This is a genomic window from Gemmobacter serpentinus (genome assembly GCF_008973825.1).
In the GTDB taxonomy this organism is placed as follows: Bacteria; Pseudomonadota; Alphaproteobacteria; order Rhodobacterales; family Rhodobacteraceae; genus Gemmobacter; species Gemmobacter serpentinus.
This window is the reverse complement of the sequence record NZ_WCHR01000020.1, coordinates 248,380-271,491: the sequence shown is the minus strand read 5'-3', so window position 1 is coordinate 271,491 and position 23,112 is coordinate 248,380. Positions and strand designations below refer to the sequence as shown.

The window sequence follows — 23,112 nt, the reverse complement described above, 5'->3', positions numbered from 1 at the left end:
TTCAATGCACTCGGCACTGCCGAGATTGAACGCGTGGCCTGAACCCAACGGGGAAAGGGGCGCGTCTAGCCGCAGCCGGACTTCTGCAACAATGCCGGGCTGCACGCTCCGATCGGCCTTGCAGGGCAGGGGGGCCTCAGTGGGCAGGGGGGCAGGCGGTCTGGGCGCGGCGGCTCGTGCGCGCCTGCAGGCCGCGCGCGATGAGGATGCCGAGGCCCAGGGCTGCGACAAATGCCAGCGGCTCGGGGCGCAATGTGCCAAGTGCAGGCAGGGCAGCGCCGGGGCAAAAGCCCGCAATGCCCCAGCCGATGCCGAAGAGCGCCGATCCGGCAACCAGCTTCACGTCGATCCGCTTGGTATCGGGCAGCTGGAAGGTCGGCTCGAACCGGGGCTTGTTGCGGGCCAGAGCCAGGCGGTAGCCCGGAATTGCCACGGCCAGCGCGCCGCCCATGACGAAGGCAAGGCTCGGATCCCAGGTTCCGGCGAGGTCAAAGAAATTCAAAACTTTTGCCGGGTTGATCATGCCGGACACTGCAATGCCGGTGCCGAAGATCACCCCGACAATCAGGGCGGAAAGCAGGCGCATATCAGGCTCCGATCAGATGGCGGGTCATATAGACCGTGGCAAAGGCGGTGATCATGAAGCTGAGCGTTGCGGTGATCGAGCGGCGCGACAGCCGCGCATTGCCGCAGACCCCGTGCCCTGAGGTGCAGCCGCCGCCATAGCTGACGCCGATGCCGACCAGCAGACCCCCTGTGATGATCGCGGCCAGCGGGACCGGAACCTCCAGCGCCGGCCATGTGCCGCTGACGGCAAGGATCAGGCCCGGTGCCAGAACCATCCCTGAAAGCAAGGCGACCCGCAAAGACCAGTCACGGCGATCGCCGGTGCGCATCAGGCCCGACAGGATGCCTGTCGCGCCCAAGATACGTCCATGAAGCGCCATCAGCAGAACGGCAGCCAGCCCGATCAGCATGCCGCCCGCGAATGAGGTGAAAGGGGTGAACGGGGTCATTTTTTCATCGGACAGGTGGAAAGGCCGAACAGGCGGTAAGCCGGGCATCTGCCTGCGGCAGCAGTCAGGATCAGGATCACGGCGATGACCCACAGGACGGGGCCGAGCACCGGCCAACCTGCGCCCCAGGTCCAGGCGAGAAGGGCTGTGGCAAGACCGACAACGAGCCGGAGGATGCGATCGAAAGAGCCAAGGTTTCTACACATGCGGGCACCTCAGGAATGGTTTCCGCTGACGCATATCCCGGCCTGCGCGCCCGTGTCTGTGACTAGGTTACAGTTCGTCCTCCTGCGCCAGTTTTTCCAAGGCGGCCCGATCGCTCAGCCGCACCGCGCCGCGCGCCTGTTCGATCCAGCCGCGGCGCTGGAATTCGGATAAAGCGCGGCTGATCACCTCACGCGCAGAGCCCAGTTCGGTCGCGAGTTGCTGGTGCGTGGCGTGAACGGCGTCTCCTTCGGCCAGTGCCAGCAGGCGTGAGGCCAGCCGCAGATCGATGCGCTGAAAGGCGATGTCATCTATCAGTGCTAGCAGATCCGTCACCCGCCGCGACCAGGCCCGCATGACGAAGCCGCGGAACTCGGACGACAGCGCCATCATCTTGTCAAAGGTGGTGCGCGGAATGCCAATGGCCTGAATTGCGGTTTCCGCCACGCCTTCGGTCGCCAGGTCGTCATAGGCCACCATGCAGGCCGAGGTCAGCACGCAGCTTTCTCCAGCTCCGACGCGATACAGCACCACCTCGCGCCCTGTGTCAGAGATCTGCGTGACCCGGATCCGCCCCGAACGCAGCAAAAGCAGATGGTCAGCGGGCTGCCCCGGCCCGAAGATCCGGGTTCCGGCAGAAAATTCCAGCGCGCGGCTGCCCTGCAGAAGCCCGTCCCGCATCGGGGTAGGAAGCTGTGCCAATTCTTTGAAATGGACGGTCCAGTCTGGCATCGAAAGCTCCTGTCATGAAACCAGCATAGCGGGATCCTGATGAAATGGCAGGGCGTGCGATGAGAAGCGGCGTGTCGGGATCCGCTGCTTTGGCGAAGCACGATGCTGCGATGCTGGGGGCGCCCCGGCCATGGCCCGCGCTTTTTCCACGTTCACTCTTAGATATTGCGTGCGGACCGGCTGAACACCCGCACAGAAACTGATGATGGCTGCCTTTCGCCTTCTTCTGCGCCCCGATAAAAGGGGGAGGACGACCGCCGCACGGCCCCATTGCCAACCTGCCGCGATCTGCACGGGGCTGCGGTGCCGGCTTCAGGCCCCAAAATATCCTCGCCTCTCTCACCCCAGATATTCGATGAACAACTGGAAAAGCTCTGACTGGCTGCTGATGTTGAGGCGCTTGTAGATGTTGTAGCGGTGCAATTTGGCGGTCCCTTCGGTGATCTGCATATGGCTTGCAATCGACACATTGCTATGTCCCCGCAGGATCAGCCGCACCACGGTGTGCTGCGTTGGCGTCAAGCGATCTCCGAAGGCAGAACGAAACGCCGTTTCGCTATCGCTGTGCGATGGAAGAACGTTCTGGGACGCACGGTTTGCACCAAGGTGACGCCGCATCGAGGCCGCGATGATGGGGCTGGCAATCTGCAGGCCCCGGAACTCGGCCGCTGAAAACGGGCTCCCTCCTTTCCGGCGCATCAACGAATAGACGGCCGAGGCACCATCACCCAATGGTGCGATGAACCCGATCTCTTCGACCAATGTTCCTTCTTCTTCCGATATGCAGGGATGAACCTCGCGCGAGGATGCAAAATCCGACGCGAAAAACCCGTCCGGCGCGATTTCCCTCATGCGCCACAAGCCTTCCTTCACGCCAGATATGCAAGCGACATAGAAGGGGTCCAGCAAATAGCCCCCTTTCAGATATCGGCTCAGGGCATCCCTGCTGACCGCGGCGCTGTAGCCGTCATGTATGACCTCCGGGGTGTGATCATAGCGGTAGGCAAAGGCGCAACTCATGTCAAAGCTGGCCAGAAGCCGGCTCAGGTCATCCAGGCGCGCGCCATACCCGGCGGTGTCACAACTGGTGATCAGGGCGGCAACAGCTTCTGCTTCCTTGGGCGTCATCCGGTCATCCTGCCCCTGTATGACTTTCGTGATATGGTTCGGTGACATTTCTGCTGGCTAATGTCGTTCGTAACGAGAGCTTCGCATGACGAAGCCCCAGCCGACAACCAACGGATCGAGGCGGATACCCCGCCGAGGAGGAAAAATTGACCAGACGTCTGGAAGGACGGACCGCGCTGATTACAGGCGGCGCCGGTGGATGTGGCTTGGCCGCCTCCGAGCTTTTTGCCCGCGAAGGGGCGCGGGTCGGTATCGTCGACCTTCCTCGAAGCGAGGGGGCGACGGTTGCCGAGCGGCTGCGCGCCGAGGGCCATCAGGTGGTCTTTGCGCCTGCGGATGTGTCAGACGCGGCCCAGGTGGGGCGGGCGGTTGCGCATGTTCAGGATGCCTTCGGACCGATTACCGTCTTGATGAACCATGCCGGGATTCTGGCAGCCTTGCCCTTCCTCGAGACCAGCGAGGAGGAATGGGATCGCATCATGGCGGTCAACGTGAAAAGCATGTTCCTCGTCACCAAAGCGGTTCTGCCCGGCATGATCGCGGCGGGTGGCGGGTCCATCGTCAGCACCTCGTCAATCTCCGGCGTCGTCGGGACCCCGATGGAGGTGCTCTACTGCACCAGCAAGGGGGCATGTCACATGTTCGCCCGCGCCATCGCCGTCGAGTTTCGGGACCGCAACATCCGTTCCAACGCCATCTGTCCCGGCTTCATCGCCACGGCGCATGGCCTGCGCGAAATCGACCTGCTTCGCAAACACGGCGTCGATGTTTCGGAAAGCATGATTGCCGCCGCTCAGGGCCGTCTTTGCAGGCCGGAGGAAGTGGCGTCCGCGGCCCTGTTCCTTGCAAGTGACGAGGCAAGTTTCGTGAACGGTGCCCATCTCTTTGCTGACAACGCCTATACCGCAATCTGAAAAAAAGAAGACGACAACAGGGAAATCAGACATGACGACATCGTCGCACAACATGCATGTCAATGACTTCGGTATTGAACATGCCCATTGGCGCAATTGGGTTGGCAACCAGTCTTGCATAAGGGCCGCGCGGGGCGCACCACAAAGCGAGGACGAGCTATGCGCCATGATCGCGGATGCCACCGCGAAAGGCATGAATGTCCGGGTTGTAGGCTCGGGCCACAGCTTCACCCCGGTCGCGCTGACCAACGGGCTGCACCTGACCCTTTCAAAGATGAAGGGGGTCAAAAGCATTGATCACGCCAGGCGGCGGGTGACAGCCTCCGCCGGAACCACGATCAACGAACTGGTCAAGGTGCTGAAAGCCGAGGGGCTTTCGCTGATCAATCAGGGCGATATCGACAGTCAGGCCATTGCGGGTGCCTTCACGACCGGCACCCATGGCACGGGGGCCACGCTGCCGGTCCTGGCAGATTGCATCGTCGGGATGAAACTGGTTCAGCCCGATGGCTCGATCCTCACCGTCGATGAAACAACCCCCGATCTGCTGCTGGCCGGGCGTGTTTCGCTGGGGACACTTGGTGCCATCTCCGAGATGACATTGCAGGCCACCGATAGCTATCGCCTCAAGGAACGCATCTGGCGCGAAGATTTCGAATCCGCGATGGAGATGCATGACGAGCTTGCGGAAAAGCACAGGCATTTCAGCTTCTTCTGGTGCCCCTATGAAGAAAGCCGCCACTGCTATTGCCTGCCGGACACCTCGGCCACTTCAAAGACCGGCCGCACGACGGATGTCTGCGAGATGAAGGTGATGGACATCACTGACGAAGAGCCTTTCGAAGCCGAATTCGAGAAGGTCGCCTATAGCTCTGACGTTTATCCCATTGAATACATTGCCAACTTTCACGAACTGGAATATGCGGTGCCGCGGCAGCATGGAAAGGACGCCGTCCGCGCCGTCCGCAAGATCATGCTCGAACAGTTCCCGGATGCGATCTACCCCATCGAATATCGCTTCACCGCCGGGGACGAGGCCTGGATGAGCCCGTTCTACAAGCAGGATAGCGTTACCGTCTCGGTTTCGGGCGAACCCGGCAAGGACTATTGGGATTATCTGCGGGCCGTCGACAAGATCCTGCGCGGCTATGGCGCGCGTCCGCATTGGGGCAAGATGCACTTCCTGACGGGCGAGGATGTGGCGGCAATCTACCCGCGCGCCCATGATTTCCGTGCCCTGCGGCGCAAGCTCGACCCGCAGGGCTTCTATCTCAACGATCACCTCAGCCAGCTTTTCCGCTGAGCGCCCGGCCGGAATCGGGGCGCAGATCCCGACCGGCCCGATCCATCCAACCGGGAGAACCTTCATGGCGTTTGTTGGAACCTTCGTCATCTATATCATCATGGCCTGTGCGGTAATCGGAGCCATCGCCGCGATCATCGACAGCGAAAGCGCATTGGGCAAAGAGTTCACTGCGGGCCTGCATTCCATCGGCCACATCTTCATTCCGGTCGCCGGCATCATGGCGGCCATCCCCTTCCTTTTGGCGGCCATCAGCGCAACGCTTGGACCGATCTTTGCCGCGATGCACGCAGACCCCGCAATGGCTGCAACCTCGCTCGTGGCGGTGGACATGGGCGGCTATCAACTGGCTGCATCGCTGGCGCAATCGACGGAAGGCTGGATCATGGCCTCCGTGACCGGCTTCATGGCGGGTGCGACCATTATCTTCTCCATTCCTGTCGGCCTGGCCATGCTCGACAAGAAGGATCATCACTTCATGGCATTGGGCATCATGTGTGGGCTGCTGAGCATCCCTGTCGGCGTGCTTGCATCCTGCCTGTTGATGATGGGCATGGATGTCAGCGTTCGGCCTGATATCAATACCACGGGCGAGGCAACCCATCTGCTGACGCTGACCGTTCCGCAGATCCTTGCCAATCTTGCCCCGCTGGCGGTGTTCTGCGGTGTCCTCGCCATCTGCCTGTGGTTCCTGCCCGATCTGATGATCCGGCTGTTCCTGGGCTTTGGCAAACTGATGTATGCGGGGATCACCCTTGTGCTGGTCTTTTCCATCGTCGAGTATTTCACCGGCGCATTCAGCAAGATCTTCGGGGCCTGGGGCTTCGACCCGATCATCGCTGACGCTGCAGATCAGTTCCGCGCTCTTGAGATCGCGGGATATATCGGGATCATGCTCAGCGGCGCATTCCCCATGGTCTACCTCATGACAAGGTTCCTGGAAAAGCCCATGGCCATTCTGGGCGCGCGCCTTGGCCTTTCGCCCAAGGGCGCGACCGGCCTGCTGGCTGCATCGGCAAACATCCTTGCGATGTTCCGGCTGATCGGCGACATGCCCCCGCGCGACAAGGTGCTGGTGATTGCCTTTGCTGTTTGCGGTGCCTTCATGTTCGGGGATCACCTGGCCTTCTCGGCGAACTTTCAGCCAACCATCATCCTGCCGCTGCTGCTTGGAAAGCTGATCGGCGGGTTCTGCGGGCTTGCCTTCGCGGCGAAGCTTTCGACCGTGGGCTTGCGCGCCGCCGCGCGTTAAGCGCGGTCATCCGGTCGCGGGCCCCTGATCCACCTGATGCCGGGCCCGCATCCCTCGCAGACCTCTGGGGGTCAGGGCATCGGCGTCAGGTGGCGCGCAAGCTCTGCCGCCATCTGGGCCGCGACCTCGTGCAGCGTGGTGATGAACCGCTGCACCTGCGCCTGCCTTGTGCTGCGGGCGGGGTGCCAGAGCGCCAGGTGATACGGCACCGCGACCGACAGCCGCCGAAAGGCCACGGGCATCCCGAGATGGCTGGCGGCAGTAAGGGGGTTGATGATCGAAATCCCCACCCCTGCCGCGGCCATTGCGCAGACACTGGCGGCGGTCGTCGTCTCGGCCGCATAATCGCGGATGACATCCGCCTGATGGAACACCGCATCCAGCTTGTGGCGATAGGGGTCGTTCTGGCCGAAATAGATGAAGGGTTGCCCGGCGAAATCCTGTGGCGTCAGCCGCGCGCGCGCAGCCAGCGGATGCCCCTGAGGCAGCACACAGACCATATCGCCGACATAGACCGTCTGACCCGTGGCGCTTTCCCGCTGGAACAGGGTCTCGGCCAGAAACAGGTCAAAAACCTGCGTCGTCATCTCATGCCGCAGCGAGCTTTCCTCATGGGAATGGATCGAGAAAAGCACCGCCTCGCGCGTAGTCTCGAACCGTTGGATCACACGGGGAACAATCGATTCCGCATAGGCAGGAATGCTCGCGATGCGAAAGTTGGCGGCATTGTATGTCCGGATCGCCGAGGCCGCTCGGCCGATTTCATCCAGACCGACAAAAGACCGCAGCACCACCTCATGCAGCAACAACGCCTGCTCGGTAGGGGTCAGGCGTTTGCCAAAGCGCAGGAAAAGATCAAAGCCAAGACGGCTTTCGATCTCGCGGATTTCGCGGCTCAGGGTGGGTTGCGAACTGCCCAGTCTGGTCGCGGCCGCGGTGATGCTTTTGTTCACCATGACCGCGTTGAACACATCGATCTGGCGTTGGTTCAGTTTCATGGTGTCTCCTTTGCGCTTTGCATATCGAAATAGCATAAGAAAGGCTAGAAAAGCATTTCCTTCGCATATGGGTTTCTGGAACTTTGATTGAAATCCGCATCAGTCGAAGTATCCGCATGACCAAAACCAGCCCGGTTCCCTCCGCAGCCTGCACTGATCCTGCGGGCGAATGGTTTCAACGCCAGAACGGGACGCTTTGCGCCGATGGCGTGCCGCTGTCCCGGATCGCGGGCGCAATGGGCACACCGTTCTATGCCTATTCGGCGGCCGCATTGCAGGCGAATTATGCGGCTTTGACACAGGCCGTTGCGCCCTATGGGGTGAAGGTTTGTCTGGCGGTCAAGGCCAACAGCAATACCCATGTTCTGGCTGAATTCGCCCGGCTGGGCTGCGGCATGGATATTGTCTCGGGGGGCGAGATGACGCGGGCATTGGCCGCCGGGACCCCACCGGAGCGGATCATCTTTTCCGGCGTTGGCAAGACCGAGGCCGAGATCCGCGCCGCGCTGGAGGCAGGTCTGCATCAGATCAACGTCGAAAGCCCGGCGGAGCTGGAGGTCGTGGCCAAGGCGGCGCGGGATCTGGGGGTTCGGGCACCTGTGGCGCTGCGGGTCAATCCCGATGTCGATGCCAGGACCCATGCGAAAATCACCACCGGCCGCAAGGACAGCAAGTTCGGCATCGCGGCGTCCGAGGTGCCAGAGCTTTACGCCGCAGCTTCTGCAAGGCCTGAACTGCGCATGGTGGGTCTCGCGCTTCACATCGGTTCGCAGATCCTGGATCTGACACCCTTCCGCGAGGCCTGGGCGGCGATGGCCATCCTTGTGCGCGATTTGCGCGCGGCGGGCCTGTCGGTGACGCGGCTGGATCTGGGGGGCGGACTTGGGGTGGGCGATGCGCATCATCCCGGCCCCGATCTGGCGGAATACGCCCGCATCATCGGTGAAACCGTCGGTGGCATGGATCTGGACCTGAATGTTGAGCCAGGGCGCTGGCTTTGCGCACAGGCCGGGGTGCTTGTCACCCAGGTGTTGTATATCAAACCCGGCGAGGCGGCCGATTTCGCCGTTGTCGATGCGGCGATGAACGATCTGATGCGCCCCGCGCTTTATGAGGCGGTGCACCCTGTCGTTCCGCTGCACGAGCGGCGCGGTGCCCATGAACGGCCCTATCGTCTGGTCGGGCCGATCTGTGAAAGCTCGGATGATTTCGGGAAATATCCGCAACTTGGCACGCTGTTGCCGGGCGACCATCTCGCCTTTCTGCAGGCCGGTGCCTATGGCGCGGCGATGTCCTCAACCTATAACTCCCGCGATCTTGTTCCCGAAGTGCTGATTGATGCCGGGCAATTTCGGGTGATCCGCCGCAGGGCGGATGTGCAGGACGCGCTGCGGCTGGAAGCCGCCACGGAATGGCAGAAGGCGTAACCGTTCTATTGCAACCGACGGGGCAATGCGACCTGCCCCGTCCTTTACAAAAGCAAGTCGCAAGATGCCGTCTTTTCGGCTGACCGTCCAACAGACACCGAGGTGTAACGTGAACCAGAAAATGAAACTTCTTATCGCATCCGCGCTGACCAGTCTGGCAATGCTGTCCCCGGCGGTGGCCGAGAACATGCTGCGAGTCTCGTATTCCGAGGATCCGAAAACTGCCGACGGGCAGATGACCACGGATTCCTATACCCTGCCGCTGAACATCTTTGACCGGCTTGTGGAATCAGAGACCACTGCCCCCGGTGAATCCGCTCTTGTGCCGGGGCTGGCCGAGAAATGGGAAGTCTCCGAGGACGGGCTGACCTATACGTTCCATCTGCGGCAGGGCGTGAAATTCCATGACGGCGCGGTGCTGACTGCCGATGACGTGGTCTATACCTTTGACCGGATGCTGAATCCGGCGACCAAGGCGTTGAACACCGACATCCTGACCTTTATCGCTGGCGCGCAGGACCGGCTCGACGGCAAGGCTGACAGCGTGTCCGGGCTGAAGGCTCTGGACGATCAGACCGTGCAGATCACGCTGGCACAGCCCTATGCGGCTTTCCTTGCGTTGCTGGCAGCGCCAGGTGCCTCGATCTACAACCGTGCCTTTACCGAGGCTGCGGGCGACCAGTTCGGTCTGACGCCCGAGACCACCAATGGCACCGGCCCGTTCATCTTGCGCGACTATACGCTGAATGACAGCCAGATGCTGGAGGCGAACGAGGATTACTGGCGCGGTCGCGCCAAGGTCGACCGGCTGCTGATCCGCGTCGTGACCGATGCGGAAACCCTGCGGATGCTGTTTGAATCCGACGAGATCGACGTGTTCGATCTGGATTATGCGCCGACCCAGACGCCGTATTTCTATGGCAGCGATCAGTGGAAGGATCTGATCCGCTCCGGCCCGCGCGTCGGCATCTATTACTACAACATCAACCAGGCAAAGAAGCCCTTCGACGATCCGCGCGTCCGCAAGGCCTTCCAGATGGCGATCGACCGCCAGACCATTCTGGACAAGAACTTCTACGGCAAGGGCGCGCTGGAAAACGGCGTGATGCCGCGCGGTCTGACCTGTTATGCCGAAGCCGCGCCGATCGAATACAACCCCGCCAAGGCCAAGGAGCTGCTGGCCGAAGCAGGCTATCCTGATGGCGTCGAGATCAAGCTGCAACAGGCGGCCAACTGGTCGCCGCGCTGGTCCGACATGAACCAGATCATTCAGGCCCAGATCGCCGAGGCAGGGTTCAAGGCGCAGATTGTCACCACCGACGAGGCCGCCTTCATGGCCGCAAGGAAGGTGGGCGAGACGGACAATTATACCCAGGTCTGGTCGGCGGATTTCAACGATCCCGACAACTTCTTCTATACGTTCTTCTCTGAATCCGGCTCCAAGAGCCGCGCCTATAACAACAATGACCCCGAGGTCTTTGCCGATATCGAACGGGCGCGCGGCATGACCGATCAGGCGGAACGCTGCAAGCTGTATCAAGATCTGACCACCCGCATCGTCGATCAGGATGCGGCCTGGGTGCCACTGTTCAGCCTTGACCACAGCTATGTGGTGCAGCCGCGGGTCAAGAACTTTGTCGTGCCGTGGAACGGCTGGAGCGACATGAACTACTACAACGTCGAAGTCGAGTAACAAGTGCCAAGCCGGGAAGCCGCGCGGGTTGCGCGACTTCCCGGACCTGTTTCCTGCTTTGCCGCGGGCCCCCAGGCCTGCCTTCTGCCACGACCACCCGCAGCCTGCGGGCGCAGCCGAAAGAGCATTCCGCCGATGTTGATGTTTGCACTCAGACGGATTCTCGTCTCGATCCCGGTTCTGATCGGGATTACCCTGATCCTCTTCATCATGCTGAACGTCGTTCCGGGTGATCCCATCGCCCTGATGATGAAGGAGCATGGCAGCCCCGAAGTGATCGAGCGCGTGCGCGCGCAGATGCACCTGGATGATCCGCTGATCACGCGCTATCTGCGCTTCCTGTGGGACGCGCTGCATGGTGATCTGGGAACCTCGATCAAGCTGAACCGGCCGGTCACCGATCTGATCCTGAAGGCATTTCCCAATACATTGATGCTGGCGGTCTGTGCCGCGCTCGTATCCTGGCTGATCGGCATTCCGATTGGCATCCTGTCGGCGGTGCGGCGCGACACTTTCCTTGACCGCTTTTGCATGGGCTTTTCGCTTTTGGGCGTGTCGATGCCGATCTTCTGGTCGGCGTTGCTGCTGCAATACGTCTTCGCGATGAAGCTGAAACTTCTGCCGGTCTCGGGGTTCTACGGCTGGAGGTATATGGTGCTGCCGGCCCTGGTGCTGGGCTGGTCTTCCGCCGGCGTGATCTCGCGCCTGACCCGCTCAAGCCTGCTGGAAGTGATGCGGCTGGATTATATCCGCACCGCCCGCGCCAAGGGTCTGGGCGAAGCCGGCGTGATTACCCGCCATGCGTTGAAGAATGCCCTGATCCCGGTGGTGACGATCATGGCGATCCAGGTGGCGGGGCTGTTGTCCGGCGCGGTGATCACCGAGGCGATCTTTTCGATCCCGGGCGTGGGGCGCATCACCGTGAATGCAATTTCATCCCGTGACATGCCCTTGCTGCAAGGGGCCGTGCTGTTTGCCACGGTGCTGGTGATTCTGGGCAATCTTGTGGCGGATATTCTCTATTCGGTCCTGGACCCGCGCATCCGCGCACAGATGAAGAAAGAGGCGTGATGACCGATATGTCCGACATTGCCGCCCCCGAGGCGCTGGAGGAAGCCAGCTTTCTGCGTGACACGTTGCGCACATTTTCCCGGAATCGCATGGCGATGATCGGTCTGATCTTTGTCGTGACGCTGGTGCTTGCTGCGGCTTTTGCCCCCTGGATCAGCCCGCATGATCCCTACCGCGTGGCGCTGGATGAGCAACTTCTGCCCGCCTCGACCACCTATTGGCTGGGGACCGACAATTTTGGCCGTGACGTGTTGACGCGCATCCTTTACGGCGCGCGGATCTCGCTGGTGGTGGGGATCGTGCCCAGCCTGATCTCGCTGGCCATCGGCACGGTTCTGGGCATCCTCAGCGGCTATCTGGGCGGCAGGACCGATTTCGTGGTGATGCGGCTGGCCGATATGATGATCGCCTTTCCCTCGCTGCTATTGGCGATGGTGGTGATGTATACGCTGGGGGCCAACCTGCTGAATATCTTCTTCGCGCTGGCACTGGTCGGCTGGGCATCGGTTGCGCGGGTGGTGCGGGCGCAGACGCTGGCCCTGCGTGAAAAAGAGTTCATCGAGGCCGCACGGGCCAATGGCACCTCGCGTAGCCGGATCATGTTCGGCCATATCTTTCCCAATGTGATCCCAACCCTGATCGTGCTGTTCTCGCTGTCGATCCCCGAGGCGATCATGTGGGAATCCAGTCTCAGCTTTCTGGGGGTCGGCGTGCAACCGCCCGAGGCAAGCTGGGGTCTCCTGGTGGCCAAGGGCAAGGAATACATGTTCCAGGCCCCGGCTGTTGCCATCGCCCCGGGCGTTGCAATCCTGCTGACGGTGATGGCCTTCAATTTCATCGGCGACGGTCTGCGCGATGCGCTTGACCCTTCAATGAAGGATTGACGTCATGGCGGATTATGATCCCATCCTCTCTGTCCGCAATTTGCGCACCGAATTTTCGGGCGGTCGCGGCGATGTCCGGGTGCTGGACGACGTGTCGTTTGACGTGGGGCGTGGCAAGATCATCGGGCTGGTGGGCGAATCCGGCTCGGGCAAAAGCATGACGGCGCTGTCGCTGATGGGCCTGGTGCCAAAGCCGCAGGGACGGGTCAATGCCGGCTCCATCCTCTTGGACGGGACCGAGATCTCCAAGCTGGACGCCGCCGGGATGCGCCGCATCCGGGGCCGCGACATTGCGATGGTCTTTCAGGAACCGATGACCAGCCTCAATCCGGTTCGCCGCGTCTGGGAACAGGTGGGCGAACCTTTGGCGATCCACAAGGGGCTTGGCCGAAGCGCGATCCGCAAGCGCGTGCTGGAAATGTTCGAGATGGTCGGCATTCCTGAGCCCCAGACCCGGCTGGACGCCTATCCTCACCAATTGTCGGGCGGTCTGCGTCAGCGGGCAATGATCGCCATGGGCTTGATTTGCGAGCCGAAACTGCTGATCGCAGACGAGCCGACAACTGCGCTGGACGTGACGACCCAGGCACAGATCCTGCGGCTGATGCGCGATCTGCGCGACCGGGTCGGCACCTCCATCATCCTGATCACCCATGATCTGGGGATCATCGCCGAAATGTGCGACGAGGTGAATGTGATGTATGCGGGGCAGATGGTCGAACAGGCCAATGTGTTCGATCTGTTCGAGAACCCCTCGCACCCCTATACCCGTGGGCTGCTGGCCTCGATCCCGCGCGCGACCGAGGCGCGGGTGGCGCGACGAATGCCCTCGATCCCCGGAATGGTGCCCAATCTGGCGAAGCTGCCGCCCGGCTGCCGCTTTGCGCCCCGTTGCCGCGATGCGATGCCGACCTGTCAGCGCCCACCCGATCTGGAGACGGTGGGGACGGGCCATGTCGCGCGCTGCTGGCTTCACGCTGGGCAGACGGCTTTGCAATCGGAGGCGACGCGATGAAAGACACGATCCCCGCCGATATGCCCCCGGCCGAAGATATCGTGCTGTCCACCCAGAACCTGACCAAGCATTACCGGGTTGGCGGCGGCGGCTTCGGCAAATCCGCCCGCGTGGTGCGCGCCGTTGATGGCGTGACGCTGGATATCCGCGCCCGCGAAACCTTTGCGCTGGTGGGGGAATCCGGCTGTGGCAAGACCACACTGGGCCGCATCATGCTGCGCCTGCAGGAGCCCAGTTCGGGAACGATCAACTATCGCGGCACCGAACTGACGACGCAGGGCGAAGCAGAGATGCGGGCCTTGCGCAAAAAGCTGCAAATCGTGTTTCAGGATCCCTATGCCTCGCTGAACCCCCGGATGCGGGTCGAGGAAATCCTGGCTGAACCGCTGCGCAGCCATGGTTTCGGGACTGCTGCCGACATCCGCGACCGCTGTGCCGAATTGCTGGAGATGGTGGGCCTGCGCAAACAATATCTTCGCAACTACCCGCATCAATTCTCGGGTGGGCAGCGTCAGCGGATCGGCATTGCCCGCGCCCTTGCGAACAAGCCCGATTTCGTGGTTTGCGATGAAAGCGTTTCGGCGCTGGATGTGTCCATTCAGGCACAGGTCTTGAACCTTCTGATGGACTTGCAGGACCAGTTGCAACTGACCTATTTCTTCATCACCCATGATCTGGCCGTGGTGCGGCAGTTCGCCACTCGGGTCGGCGTGATGTTTCTGGGGCGATTGGTGGAGGTCGCGACGACCGAGGATCTGTTCGCGCAGCCCCTGCATCCCTATTCCATGCTGCTGATGTCGGCTGTGCCGCGTCCCGATCCGCGCCTGCGCGGTCAGGAACGCCCGATGATGCAAGGCGAGATCCCCAGCCCGATGAACCTGCCCTCGGGGTGTCGGTTCCACACGCGATGCCCCTTTGCGCGCGACATTTGCCGGATCGAGGATCCGGCCTTGCAGGACCGCGGTGGCCGTGCGGTTGCCTGCCACTTTCCGCTGGACGGCTGACGGAGGCGTTGATGGATCTGATTGTAACCCGGCAAGATCAAGGCTGGCAGGCGCGTTTTGGCGACAGGGTCTGGCAAGCCGGCGTCGGCCGCAGCGGCATTGCGGTGAAGCAGATCGAGGGCGATGGCGTAAGCCCGATTGGCTGTTGGCCGATCCGCCGCGTGCTGTATCGCGCCGACAAACTGGACGCGGCACCCGTTTCGGTGTTCCCGACCGCCGAAATCGCGGCCGATGACGGCTGGTGCGATGCGCCCAACCATCCAGATTACAACCGGCCAGTCAAACTCCCCTTCGCCGCCAGCCATGAGGAAATGTGGCGCAAGGATGATCTTTACGACATCGTGGTGGTGCTTGGGCAAAATGACGATCCGGTGATCCCCGGCGCGGGCAGCGCCGTGTTCCTGCACATTGCCAGCGCCGGATATGGCTCGACGGCAGGCTGTGCCACGCTCACGCGCGCGGATCTGCTCGAATTTCTGTCGCTGGCCCAGGCCGATACAAGGCTGTGCTTCCAGGCGTGACGCAAGACAAGATCCCCCGCGCCGCGCCTTTGATCGCGTTTGATCGTCTGCCCGCAGCGGATTGCAGTCCTGCCAGGGAGGCGGGCGTGGTCGGGGATGGCCGGGTGGACTTCCGCAATCTCATCGCGGGGGCCCGATGATGGCGACACGGCGGATGCCCTGCGGTTCCATCTGGCATGAGCTGCGCGCGCGACCGGGTCTGTTCCTTGGGGTAAAGGCACGGGCGACACGGGGGCCGTGGCGCAGCGTGTTAACAAGCCCTAAAGCCTGTTTGCGAAAAGGGGCGCTGACCATGTTGCACAGGGGCCCCCCGATGCAACGCTTCGCTTTGAAGGCTGGCAGCGCCTGCGCAGCCGCCGCAACGCCTGGCCTGCTTTCATAAGCCAGTCGGGGGCGCAGGCGTCACAAGTGGCGGCAGGCTGTGCCTTTGGTCGGGCCGCCCGGCGGGCATCATGCCCCGCGTTACAGATGCGGCCGATCGACCGATCGCCCCCCTCAATGCAGGCCGAGGCCGGTCAGCTTGTCGGGATTGCGGGTGATGAAGACACGGGTGATCCGGCCCTCCTCGATTTCCAGCGCGGTGGTCTGTAGTGCCCCGGCGATGCGGCAGACAAACCCCGGCAAGCCGTCGATCACGGTCACGTCCAGCAGTTCCATCCCGTCACCGAACTTGCGGGACAGGGCCGTGAACATGCGGATGATCGCGGGCTCGCCCTGGATCACGTTCAGGACCGCATTCACCTTGCCGCCACCATCGGCGTGCAGCGTGGCACCTTCCGCCAGCATCGTGCCAAGTGCCACCGCATCGCCCGTTTTGCAGGCGTCGAAGAACGCACGCGCCAGCGCCGCGCCGGTGTCGCGTGGCACGGCATAGCGCGGGCGGTCAATCTGGACATGCGCCCGCGCCCGCGCCGCCAGTTGCCGCGTGGCGGCGGGGGCGCGGTCAATGGTGCGGGCCACCTCCTCCAGCGGCTGGCCAAAGACGTCGTGCAACAGAAAGGCCGCGCGTTCCAGCGGCGATAGCCGTTCCAGCGCGACCATCAGGGACAGCGTCAGGTTATCGGGGCGCAGCGCATCGTCGGGTTCCTCGATCAGCGGTTCCGGTAACCAGGTGCCCGGATAGGTCTCGCGCCGGGCGCGGGCCGATTTCATCTGGTCCAGACACAGCCGCGAGACCACCCGGGTCAGCCAGGCCGCAGGTTCCGCGATCTGGCCGTGATCGCCGTTCTGCCAGCGCAGCCAGGCCTCCTGCACCATATCCTCAGCCTCGGCATGGCTGCCAAGCATCCGGTAAGCCAGACGCAGCAGCCGGGGCCGCTGCGCCTGAAACATCTCGACCGGGTCAGGCCGCATGGGGGCGTTCGGCCGGCAGATCCAGCCCATGCGCGACAGCAAAGGCAATCTGGGTCCGGTTCCACAGGTTGATGCCGCCAATGGCAAATGTCAGGAAGGCCAGCTCATCCGCGTTGAAGACAGCCGAGACCGCCTCCCAATCCGCATCGGTCGGATGGGCTGCGGCAACGGTGGTCAGGACCTCGGTCCAGGCCAGTGCCGCCCGCTCACGCGGCGTGAACAGCGTGCTGTCGCGCCAGCCCGCCACCATATGCAGGCGCAGATGGGTTTCGCCGTCTTTCAGCGCATCGGAGACATGCATCTGGATGCAGAAGGCGCAGCCGTTGATCTGGCTGGCCCGCAGCTTGATCAGATGCAGCAGCACATGGTCCAGTGGGCCTTTGCGCAATTCCGTCTCGAAGGTGACAAGGCCATTGAAGGCGCTGCCGATGCGTTTGAAATGATCGGTCATCCGAGGTGTCATCATGGGTCTCCTTTGGTGATCTGACACCAACATGACGAGGCAGCCCATGCCTTTGTGACATGGGTCGCGAATTTTTTCGAGTTCGGGTCTTGCCCATGTCCTTGGCATGGCCAGGCCAGATGATCTGGATCGAACTGCGGGCGATGTGCAGGGGATCGAACCGATCTGCGCGATGCTGCCGCCTCCGTGCCACCGTCTGTAAGCGCCTCGCCAAGCGTGGCGATCCGGCGACGCGGCCGGACCGAGGGACAAGTGCCGCGCGCTTCGGATCGAGATTCAGCGGCGGGCCGATCCGGGCTGGCAGGTCGATGCCGCGCGCAAGATCATGGAGCAGGCCCGGCACTGGCGGCATTGCGATGGCCCGATCCACGATCCCCCGGCTGATGGTGCGATAGGCCCGACATCCCGAGCCTGGCTATTGCGGAACGGGCGCGGCCCGTTCGCATCCAATGTGCGCACTCAAGGGGGGATCGCAGCGATGGCTTCGCGCGTCCGCTGCGCGATGCTGGACGCGATCGGATTGGATCGCCTGCTATGGATCATATCTGTCGATAGCGCGCGGCATGTTTCGTGACGTGGAAACGACGATGCCAGCCCGCTTTGGCCGGCATCGTCATCTTTAGACCAGCTCTCTTATTCGCTGCCGCCCCAGCGTGCCGGATAGCCCGGCAGGTTCTGACATCCGCACAGGCTGTAATGCAGCGGCGGCAGCTTCTCGTCGATATAGCCGTCACGGGTCTCCGCCGTGATGGCAGGCTGCGGCAGCACCCATTCCGGGCCAGGCACGGGTTTTCCGGCCAGAATATCCAGCGCGGCAAGGATCGGGGTGCGCCATTGATAGGTGGGATAGGAGGGCGCGATCGCGGTCAGGTTCTCATCGCGCCATTTGCGCAGGAAATCCTGCTGATCCTCACCAGAGATCACCGGATAGGGCAGGCCTGCATCCTCGAAAGCCTCCAGCGCCGCTGTCGCGGTGTCGCCTGCATCCATCCAGATCGCGTCGATCTGCACGCCACGGTTCAGGTAATCCTCGACCACGGCTTTGGTCTTGGCGCGGTCCGATCCGGTGAACTCCGACCCGACCACGTTGATCCCGGCCTCGTCAAAAATGGTCTTGGCTGCCGAATAGCGGGTTTCCAGCACATCAACGCCGGGCACGATGCGCAGCGCCAGCACATTCGCGCCTTTTTCCAGCTTGGACGCGATGAACTCGCCCGAGGAAATCCCGAACCCATATCCGCCGACAGGATGGATATAGGTCACCGGCGCGGTGGTATTAACGCCGCGGTCGAACACCACGACCGGCAGCTTTGCCGCCGCCGCCTCGACCGCCGGGGTCAGGGCCGCGGTGGTATTGGGCGACACGATCAGCACGTCGCATTTGCCGCCCGCGACCAGCGCCTCGATATCGGCGATCTGCTTTTCATCCTTGCCCTCGGCATCGACGACGATCAGTTCCTTGATCTTGTCGCCCTGCGCTTCGGCCTCGGCCTGGAAATTGTGCATCCCCACCACGCGCCAGGGGTTGAAGATCCCCGCATTCGAGAAGCAGATCGTGGCCGGGCCGTCTTTCTTCCATTTGGCGGTATCGACCATGCTGTCACCCAGATGCTGCGCCCAGGGCGCGCCCTCGGGGCCTTGCGGGGTCATCGAAAGCTGTTCGCGCTGTTTGGCAAATTCCGCCGGATCGTTGAAATCCTGCGCCATGGCGGCCCCGGCCAGACCGGACAGCGCGACGGTGGCGACAAGCATTACTTTCATCGACATGGTTTCTTTCCTCCTCGTTGAAACCTGTGGTGGTGGTCAGTTGCGGGCGCGGCTGCGCCAGGCGGTCAGGCCGACCGCAACAATCAGGATCAGTCCCTGGATGCTGTCGCGTAGCGCCTGTGGCAGCCCCAGAAGGTTCAGCAGGGTGAACAGCGCGAACAGGGACAGCGCGCCCCAGACCGCACACCAGATGGTGCCGCGCCCGCCCAACAGCATGGCCCCTCCGATCACGCAGGCGGCGATGGATTGCAGCTCCAGCCCCACGCCCGCATTGACCGAGACGCCCGAAAATCCGCCCAGAAGGATGCCCGCAGTCACCGCCGCCAGAGCCGAGATGACAAAGGCGGTGATCCGGGTGCGCCCGACGGGGATCCCTGCCAGTTCGGCCGCGCGGGGGTTGTCACCCACGGCCAGGGCGCGACGGCCATAGCCGATGCCATGCACCCCCCACCAAAGCAGCGCCAACACCGCGACCAGCACCAGAACCGCCATTGGCAGCGTGCCCACCAGCGCCACATCGCGCCATTGGAACCGACCGAGATTGCGGAAATTCTCGGGCAGATCGCCGCGCGCCGCGCCACCCGACCAGGCCAGCGCCAGACCGTTCAGCCACAGCATTGTGCCCAGCGTGGCGATGATCGACGGCACTTTCAGAAAGGCCACGACCAATCCGTTGAACAGTCCGATCCCCGCCCCCATCAGGTAAAGCAGCGCGATCACCGGCCAGGTAGCATCGGGATCGCCATTGGTCAGCAGCGCGGCTGCGGTGACGGTAAAGGTCACCACCGCCCCGACCGAAAGATCGAAGCCGCCGGTCAGGATCACATAAAGCTGTCCTGCAGCAAGGATCACCAGCGGTGCGGCCCGGCGCAGAAAGTTCATGAACAATCCGGGCTCAAGGTAGTTCGGCTGGATCAGCACGATCAGAGCATAAAGGCACAGGAACAGCAGCAACCCTGCATTGATGGCGATCCGGGCGGCACGGGGTTTCGACATCGCGTCGCTCATGCCACATGCCCCCGGCCGCGCACCGCATGGACCGCCACCGCCGCGATGATGACAAAGCCGCGCAGCACCTGTTTCAGAAAGGCGTCGATCCCCAGCATGTTGAAACTGGCATCCAGGCTGGCAAACAGGAACACGCCCGCCAAAGTGCCCGCGACACCCCCCTTGCCCCCGGCCAGAAGGGTGCCGCCGATCACGGTGACGGCGATGGATTCCAGATCATAGATGCCATCGCGGCCCAGCCAGGGCGTGCCCGATTGCACCCGCGCCGCCAGATACAGCCCGGCCAGCCCGGCGAACAGGCTGCAGATCACATGGGCGGTCAGGATAACACGCCCTGTGCGGATCCCCGCCAGCCGCGCGCCGTCGGGATTGCCGCCGACCGCAAAGATCCGCGCGCCCAGCACGGAACGGTTGAGAAGACCACCCATCGTCAGCGCCAGCCCGAACAGTGCCAGCACCGACCAGGGAATGCCGAACAGGCTGCCATAGGCAAGCTGTTGAAAGACGGGGGCGACGGCACCTCCTAGGCTGCCATAGCTGGCCGACAGCACCCCTTGCAGGATCAGCCCGGTGCCCAGTGTCGCGATCAGCGGGTTGATCCCGGCAAAGGCCACCAGCGCGCCATTGACCAGTCCGACCGCCAGGGCAAAGCCAAGGCACAGCGCAACCGCCGGCACAATCATCGCCGGATCGCCCCCCATCAGCCAGGAGGCCAGCACCGCCGTGCCGGAAATCACCGCCGCCACCGAGAGATCGATCGAGGCGACCAGGATCACGAAGGTCTGGCCGATGGCCACAAGCCCAAGCGCCACCATCCGTTGCAACAGCCCGGTTACCCCTTGCAGGGAAAACTGTGCGGTCTCGCCGGTGGCGATGGCGGTCACGGCAAAAATCGTGACCGAGATCAGCAACAGGACCATTGCCACGGAAAGCCTTGGCAGGGTGCGATCTGCCATCATACCGATACCCCCAGCGACAGTTGCATGATTTCTTCCTCACGGGGGTCGCGCGGCAATACGCCCGCAATGGTGCCGCGATGCATCACCAGCACGCGGTCGGAGATCCCGATCAGTTCGGGCAGATCCGAAGAGACAACGACAATGCCGCGCCCCTGATCGGCCACCTCGCGCATGGTCTGATAGATGGCGGCCTTGGCGGCGATGTCGATGCCGCGCGTCGGCTCCACGAACAAGAGCACCGCGGGATCCAGCGCCAGCCATCGAGCGATGATCGCCTTTTGCTGATTGCCACCCGACAGGGCACCAATTTCCTGCCCGAAATGTGCGGCGCGCACATCCATGCGTTTCAGCCCTGCATCCAGCATGGCGGGCGCAAAGACCCCGGCCGCAGGACGCGCCCAGGCGGGGCGCATCGCGCGCAGGGCAAGCGCGGCATTGTCGCGCACCGACTGGCGCAGAACCAGCCCCTCGCGCTTGCGGTCGGCGGGAAGATAGCCCAGGCCCGCCGCGATCATCCGGCGCGGATTGCCCAGCGGCATTGGGCGACCGGCCAGCCGGGCGGTGCCGCCCGCAGGCCGCAGATCCCCCGCCAGCAGCCGCGCCAGCTGGCCCTTTCCGGAATCCTCAAGGCCCGCCACGCCAAGAATTTCGCCCCGGCGCAACGTCAGGCTAATCTCGGGCAGACCCTCGGCCTGCACCGCGTCCAGCTCCAGCACCGTCTCGCCCGGCGCGGCGGTCGGGGCGGCGGGATAGAAATCCTTCAGGTCGCGCCCGACCATGGCCGAGACGATGGCCGGAATCGTGGCCTCGGCCTGGGGGCGGGTCCAGATCAGCCGGCCATCCTTCAGCACCGTCACCCGGTCGGCGATCGCCGCGACCTCGGGCATCCGGTGCGAGATATAGACCAGCGCCACGCCTTGCCCGCGCAAGATGCGGATCAGGTCCAGCAGCTGCCGCGCATCGCGGTCATCCAGCGCGGCTGTCGGTTCGTCCAGCACCAGAATCCGCGCATCCAGCAACAGGGCCTTGGCGATCTCGACCAATTGCTGCTGCGCGATGGACAGGCCCGCCACGCTGCGATCAGGATCGATCTGCGCCCCCACCCGGTCCAGCAGCACGCGGGCCCGGGCCCGCATCGCCCCCCGGTCCAGCAGCAGGCCCGCAAAGCCAGGGCGCACCAATTCATGCCCCATGAAGATATTCTCGGTCACCGACCGATGCGGCAAGAGGCTCAGCTCCTGGTGGATGATCGCAATTCCGGCCATCGCGGCCGCACGCGGATGGGCAAAGCGCATCGCTGCGCCGTCGATGCGGATTTCACCGGCATCGGGGCGGTAGCTGCCACCCAGCACCTTCATCAAGGTGGATTTGCCCGCGCCGTTCTCGCCGCAGATGGCATGGACTTCGCCCGGACGGCAATCAAAGCTGACATCATCCAGCGCCTTGACGCCCGGAAATGCCTTGCAGATACCGCGCATATCCAAAGCGGGGGTCATGTGGCCCCGCCTTCGCCAGCCCGCGCCCATTCGTGGCGGATGAAGGCCGCGCTCTCGGCAAACAGCGCATCCAGATCGTCAAAGAGATCGCGCCAGACCCGGGTGGCCCCGGCCAGTTCCGGCAAGGCGCGACCAAAGGCCTCGACCGTCAGCCAGCCGTCATAGCCGCAGCGGCGCAGCGCCTCGAAATGGGCCCGGAAAGGCACATGCCCGGTGCCCGGCACACCACGATCATTTTCCGAAACATGGAAATGGTTGATTTCGCGGTGATATCGCTCATAGGTCGCCGGGGCGTCCTTTTCCTCGATATTGGCGTGGAAGGTATCGAACATATAGCCGTAATTCGGGTGATCGACGGCACGCCAAATGCGCGAGGCCTCCTCCATGGTGGACATCATATAGCATTCGAAACGGTTCACCGCCTCGGCCGAGACCTTGATCCCGGCCTCGCCAGCATATTCAGCCAGCGCCCGCATCGCCGTAATGCAATGGGCGCGTTCTGCGTCGGTGGGGCCGGATCCGGTGAAAACCCCAACCGGCGAATGCAGCGGCCCGGCGATGATCTCGCCGCCCATGGCATGGGTGCAATCGACGATCCAGCGATGGTGGTCGCGCGCCCGCGCCCGCACCTCTGGATCGGGGCTGACGGGGTTTGCCGCAGCTGTCGCAACCGCAGCGGCCCCCGGTGTGATGCCCAGATCCGACAGGATGCGCCCGATCTCGCGATACTGCGCCAGCGTGCCGGAGAAGACCGGGATTTCAAGCGCGTCATAGCCAAGCGCCTTCAGACGCGCCAGCTGCGGCGCATGGGCTGGCGTAATCTCGGCCCCGATCACCAACAGGTTGAAGGCAAGCTTCATCGTCATCTCCTCTTCCCGGGATCAGGCTGACAGACTTGACAGCG

Annotated in this window: 23 protein-coding genes; 10 read left to right on the top strand and 13 right to left on the bottom strand. The window is 63.0% G+C overall.

The window, feature by feature from the left end:
• Nucleotides 1–136: 136 nt before the first annotated feature.
• From GBJ34_RS14120 to GBJ34_RS14100, 5 genes are all read right to left on the bottom strand, one after another.
• The gene (locus GBJ34_RS14120; RefSeq protein WP_151719848.1) at nucleotides 137–586 is read right to left on the bottom strand and encodes a DUF6691 family protein; all 450 of its coding nucleotides are present in this window, start codon (nucleotides 584–586) and stop codon (nucleotides 137–139) included.
• A 1-nt stretch (nucleotide 587) separates the two neighbouring features.
• The gene (locus GBJ34_RS14115; RefSeq protein WP_151719847.1) at nucleotides 588–1,016 is read right to left on the bottom strand and encodes a YeeE/YedE family protein; all 429 of its coding nucleotides are present in this window, start codon (nucleotides 1,014–1,016) and stop codon (nucleotides 588–590) included.
• On the bottom strand, nucleotides 1,013–1,222 hold the full coding sequence (locus GBJ34_RS14110) for a YgaP family membrane protein (protein WP_151719846.1): 210 nt from the start codon (nucleotides 1,220–1,222) through the stop codon (nucleotides 1,013–1,015). Before GBJ34_RS14110 ends, GBJ34_RS14115 begins: the two co-directional genes overlap by 4 nt.
• A gap of 67 nt (nucleotides 1,223–1,289) precedes the next feature.
• On the bottom strand, nucleotides 1,290–1,952 hold the full coding sequence (locus GBJ34_RS14105) for a Crp/Fnr family transcriptional regulator (protein ID WP_151719845.1): 663 nt from the start codon (nucleotides 1,950–1,952) through the stop codon (nucleotides 1,290–1,292).
• 339 nt (nucleotides 1,953–2,291) lie between these two features.
• A complete protein-coding gene (locus GBJ34_RS14100; RefSeq protein WP_151719844.1) occupies nucleotides 2,292–3,080 on the bottom strand; it encodes a helix-turn-helix transcriptional regulator in 789 nt (262 codons plus the stop codon).
• Nucleotides 3,081–3,226: 146 nt separating this feature from the next.
• Here GBJ34_RS14100 and GBJ34_RS14095 point away from each other — a divergent pair, with 146 nt between their 5' ends.
• The 3 genes from GBJ34_RS14095 to eutH all read left to right on the top strand — a co-directional run bounded on the left by GBJ34_RS14095 (nucleotide 3,227) and on the right by eutH (nucleotide 6,549).
• On the top strand, nucleotides 3,227–3,994 hold the full coding sequence (locus GBJ34_RS14095) for an SDR family NAD(P)-dependent oxidoreductase (RefSeq protein WP_151719843.1): 768 nt from the start codon (nucleotides 3,227–3,229) through the stop codon (nucleotides 3,992–3,994).
• 31 nt (nucleotides 3,995–4,025) lie between these two features.
• Nucleotides 4,026–5,297, top strand: a complete 1,272-nt coding sequence (locus tag GBJ34_RS14090; protein WP_151719842.1) for a D-arabinono-1,4-lactone oxidase — start codon at nucleotides 4,026–4,028, stop codon at nucleotides 5,295–5,297.
• Between the two features lie 64 nt (nucleotides 5,298–5,361).
• The gene (gene eutH, locus GBJ34_RS14085; RefSeq protein ID WP_151719841.1) at nucleotides 5,362–6,549 is read left to right on the top strand and encodes an ethanolamine utilization protein EutH; all 1,188 of its coding nucleotides are present in this window, start codon (nucleotides 5,362–5,364) and stop codon (nucleotides 6,547–6,549) included.
• Between the two features lie 71 nt (nucleotides 6,550–6,620).
• Here the strand turns inward: eutH and GBJ34_RS14080 are convergent, their stop codons facing one another.
• Nucleotides 6,621–7,547: a LysR substrate-binding domain-containing protein gene (locus GBJ34_RS14080; RefSeq protein ID WP_151719840.1), complete on the bottom strand. Its 927-nt coding sequence runs from the start codon at nucleotides 7,545–7,547 to the stop codon at nucleotides 6,621–6,623.
• A gap of 116 nt (nucleotides 7,548–7,663) precedes the next feature.
• Between GBJ34_RS14080 and lysA the strand changes: the two genes are divergently transcribed.
• The 7 genes from lysA (at nucleotide 7,664) to GBJ34_RS14045 (ending at nucleotide 15,162) form a co-directional block, all read left to right on the top strand.
• A complete protein-coding gene (gene lysA, locus GBJ34_RS14075) occupies nucleotides 7,664–8,974 on the top strand; it encodes a diaminopimelate decarboxylase (protein WP_151719839.1) in 1,311 nt (436 codons plus the stop codon).
• A 121-nt stretch (nucleotides 8,975–9,095) separates the two neighbouring features.
• Nucleotides 9,096–10,667 (top strand): ABC transporter substrate-binding protein, encoded by a 1,572-nt coding sequence (locus tag GBJ34_RS14070; protein ID WP_226341184.1) that lies wholly within the window; start codon nucleotides 9,096–9,098, stop codon nucleotides 10,665–10,667.
• A 135-nt stretch (nucleotides 10,668–10,802) separates the two neighbouring features.
• Nucleotides 10,803–11,738 carry an ABC transporter permease gene (locus GBJ34_RS14065; protein WP_151719837.1) on the top strand — a complete coding sequence of 312 codons (936 nt, stop codon included), beginning with the start codon at nucleotides 10,803–10,805 and terminating at the stop codon, nucleotides 11,736–11,738.
• Nucleotides 11,738–12,622: an ABC transporter permease gene (locus GBJ34_RS14060; RefSeq protein WP_151719836.1), complete on the top strand. Its 885-nt coding sequence runs from the start codon at nucleotides 11,738–11,740 to the stop codon at nucleotides 12,620–12,622. The genes GBJ34_RS14065 and GBJ34_RS14060 overlap by 1 nt, the downstream gene beginning before the upstream one ends.
• A 4-nt stretch (nucleotides 12,623–12,626) precedes the next feature.
• Nucleotides 12,627–13,637 carry an ABC transporter ATP-binding protein gene (locus GBJ34_RS14055; RefSeq protein ID WP_151719835.1) on the top strand — a complete coding sequence of 337 codons (1,011 nt, stop codon included), beginning with the start codon at nucleotides 12,627–12,629 and terminating at the stop codon, nucleotides 13,635–13,637.
• The gene (locus tag GBJ34_RS14050; protein ID WP_151719834.1) at nucleotides 13,634–14,641 is read left to right on the top strand and encodes an ABC transporter ATP-binding protein; all 1,008 of its coding nucleotides are present in this window, start codon (nucleotides 13,634–13,636) and stop codon (nucleotides 14,639–14,641) included. Before GBJ34_RS14055 ends, GBJ34_RS14050 begins: the two co-directional genes overlap by 4 nt.
• Before the next feature lie 11 nt (nucleotides 14,642–14,652).
• On the top strand, nucleotides 14,653–15,162 hold the full coding sequence (locus GBJ34_RS14045) for a L,D-transpeptidase family protein (protein WP_151719833.1): 510 nt from the start codon (nucleotides 14,653–14,655) through the stop codon (nucleotides 15,160–15,162).
• A 495-nt stretch (nucleotides 15,163–15,657) separates the two neighbouring features.
• On the opposite strand, the gene GBJ34_RS14040 is transcribed toward GBJ34_RS14045, so the two are convergent.
• The 7 genes from GBJ34_RS14040 to GBJ34_RS14010 all read right to left on the bottom strand — a co-directional run bounded on the left by GBJ34_RS14040 (nucleotide 15,658) and on the right by GBJ34_RS14010 (nucleotide 23,074).
• Nucleotides 15,658–16,515, bottom strand: coding sequence for a sigma-70 family RNA polymerase sigma factor (locus GBJ34_RS14040; protein WP_151719832.1), 858 nt, complete (start codon nucleotides 16,513–16,515; stop codon nucleotides 15,658–15,660).
• Nucleotides 16,505–16,966, bottom strand: coding sequence for a carboxymuconolactone decarboxylase family protein (locus GBJ34_RS14035; RefSeq protein ID WP_226341183.1), 462 nt, complete (start codon nucleotides 16,964–16,966; stop codon nucleotides 16,505–16,507). The genes GBJ34_RS14040 and GBJ34_RS14035 overlap by 11 nt, the downstream gene beginning before the upstream one ends.
• A gap of 645 nt (nucleotides 16,967–17,611) precedes the next feature.
• Nucleotides 17,612–18,745, bottom strand: coding sequence for a substrate-binding domain-containing protein (locus GBJ34_RS14030; RefSeq protein ID WP_226341182.1), 1,134 nt, complete (start codon nucleotides 18,743–18,745; stop codon nucleotides 17,612–17,614).
• Nucleotides 18,746–18,781: 36 nt separating this feature from the next.
• A complete protein-coding gene (locus GBJ34_RS14025; RefSeq protein WP_226341181.1) occupies nucleotides 18,782–19,741 on the bottom strand; it encodes an ABC transporter permease in 960 nt (319 codons plus the stop codon).
• 8 nt (nucleotides 19,742–19,749) lie between these two features.
• Nucleotides 19,750–20,712: an ABC transporter permease gene (locus GBJ34_RS14020; RefSeq protein ID WP_151719829.1), complete on the bottom strand. Its 963-nt coding sequence runs from the start codon at nucleotides 20,710–20,712 to the stop codon at nucleotides 19,750–19,752.
• Nucleotides 20,709–22,208 (bottom strand): sugar ABC transporter ATP-binding protein, encoded by a 1,500-nt coding sequence (locus GBJ34_RS14015; protein ID WP_151719828.1) that lies wholly within the window; start codon nucleotides 22,206–22,208, stop codon nucleotides 20,709–20,711. Before GBJ34_RS14015 ends, GBJ34_RS14020 begins: the two co-directional genes overlap by 4 nt.
• Nucleotides 22,205–23,074, bottom strand: coding sequence for a sugar phosphate isomerase/epimerase family protein (locus tag GBJ34_RS14010; RefSeq protein ID WP_151719827.1), 870 nt, complete (start codon nucleotides 23,072–23,074; stop codon nucleotides 22,205–22,207). Before GBJ34_RS14010 ends, GBJ34_RS14015 begins: the two co-directional genes overlap by 4 nt.
• Nucleotides 23,075–23,112: the final 38 nt, after the last annotated feature.

What these genes read in the sequence shown, in the direction of transcription:
- GBJ34_RS14030 (WP_226341182.1), bottom strand. Translation starts at nt 18,745, where the DNA reads ATGTCGATGAAAGTAATGCTTGTCGCCACCGTCGCGCTGTCCGGTCTG.
- GBJ34_RS14105 (WP_151719845.1), bottom strand. Translation starts at nt 1,952, where the DNA reads ATGCCAGACTGGACCGTCCATTTCAAAGAATTGGCACAGCTTCCTACC.
- GBJ34_RS14055 (WP_151719835.1), top strand. Translation starts at nt 12,627, where the DNA reads ATGGCGGATTATGATCCCATCCTCTCTGTCCGCAATTTGCGCACCGAA.
- GBJ34_RS14110 (WP_151719846.1), bottom strand. Translation starts at nt 1,222, where the DNA reads ATGTGTAGAAACCTTGGCTCTTTCGATCGCATCCTCCGGCTCGTTGTC.
- GBJ34_RS14115 (WP_151719847.1), bottom strand. Translation starts at nt 1,016, where the DNA reads ATGACCCCGTTCACCCCTTTCACCTCATTCGCGGGCGGCATGCTGATC.
- GBJ34_RS14100 (WP_151719844.1), bottom strand. Translation starts at nt 3,080, where the DNA reads ATGACGCCCAAGGAAGCAGAAGCTGTTGCCGCCCTGATCACCAGTTGT.
- GBJ34_RS14060 (WP_151719836.1), top strand. Translation starts at nt 11,738, where the DNA reads ATGACCGATATGTCCGACATTGCCGCCCCCGAGGCGCTGGAGGAAGCC.
- GBJ34_RS14035 (WP_226341183.1), bottom strand. Translation starts at nt 16,966, where the DNA reads ATGACCGATCATTTCAAACGCATCGGCAGCGCCTTCAATGGCCTTGTC.
- GBJ34_RS14065 (WP_151719837.1), top strand. Translation starts at nt 10,803, where the DNA reads ATGTTGATGTTTGCACTCAGACGGATTCTCGTCTCGATCCCGGTTCTG.
- GBJ34_RS14070 (WP_226341184.1), top strand. Translation starts at nt 9,096, where the DNA reads ATGAAACTTCTTATCGCATCCGCGCTGACCAGTCTGGCAATGCTGTCC.
- GBJ34_RS14025 (WP_226341181.1), bottom strand. Translation starts at nt 19,741, where the DNA reads ATGTCGAAACCCCGTGCCGCCCGGATCGCCATCAATGCAGGGTTGCTG.
- lysA (WP_151719839.1), top strand. Translation starts at nt 7,664, where the DNA reads ATGACCAAAACCAGCCCGGTTCCCTCCGCAGCCTGCACTGATCCTGCG.
- GBJ34_RS14040 (WP_151719832.1), bottom strand. Translation starts at nt 16,515, where the DNA reads ATGCGGCCTGACCCGGTCGAGATGTTTCAGGCGCAGCGGCCCCGGCTG.
- GBJ34_RS14015 (WP_151719828.1), bottom strand. Translation starts at nt 22,208, where the DNA reads ATGACCCCCGCTTTGGATATGCGCGGTATCTGCAAGGCATTTCCGGGC.
- GBJ34_RS14045 (WP_151719833.1), top strand. Translation starts at nt 14,653, where the DNA reads ATGGATCTGATTGTAACCCGGCAAGATCAAGGCTGGCAGGCGCGTTTT.
- GBJ34_RS14080 (WP_151719840.1), bottom strand. Translation starts at nt 7,547, where the DNA reads ATGAAACTGAACCAACGCCAGATCGATGTGTTCAACGCGGTCATGGTG.
- GBJ34_RS14010 (WP_151719827.1), bottom strand. Translation starts at nt 23,074, where the DNA reads ATGACGATGAAGCTTGCCTTCAACCTGTTGGTGATCGGGGCCGAGATT.
- GBJ34_RS14050 (WP_151719834.1), top strand. Translation starts at nt 13,634, where the DNA reads ATGAAAGACACGATCCCCGCCGATATGCCCCCGGCCGAAGATATCGTG.
- GBJ34_RS14090 (WP_151719842.1), top strand. Translation starts at nt 4,026, where the DNA reads ATGACGACATCGTCGCACAACATGCATGTCAATGACTTCGGTATTGAA.
- GBJ34_RS14120 (WP_151719848.1), bottom strand. Translation starts at nt 586, where the DNA reads ATGCGCCTGCTTTCCGCCCTGATTGTCGGGGTGATCTTCGGCACCGGC.
- GBJ34_RS14020 (WP_151719829.1), bottom strand. Translation starts at nt 20,712, where the DNA reads ATGATGGCAGATCGCACCCTGCCAAGGCTTTCCGTGGCAATGGTCCTG.
- eutH (WP_151719841.1), top strand. Translation starts at nt 5,362, where the DNA reads ATGGCGTTTGTTGGAACCTTCGTCATCTATATCATCATGGCCTGTGCG.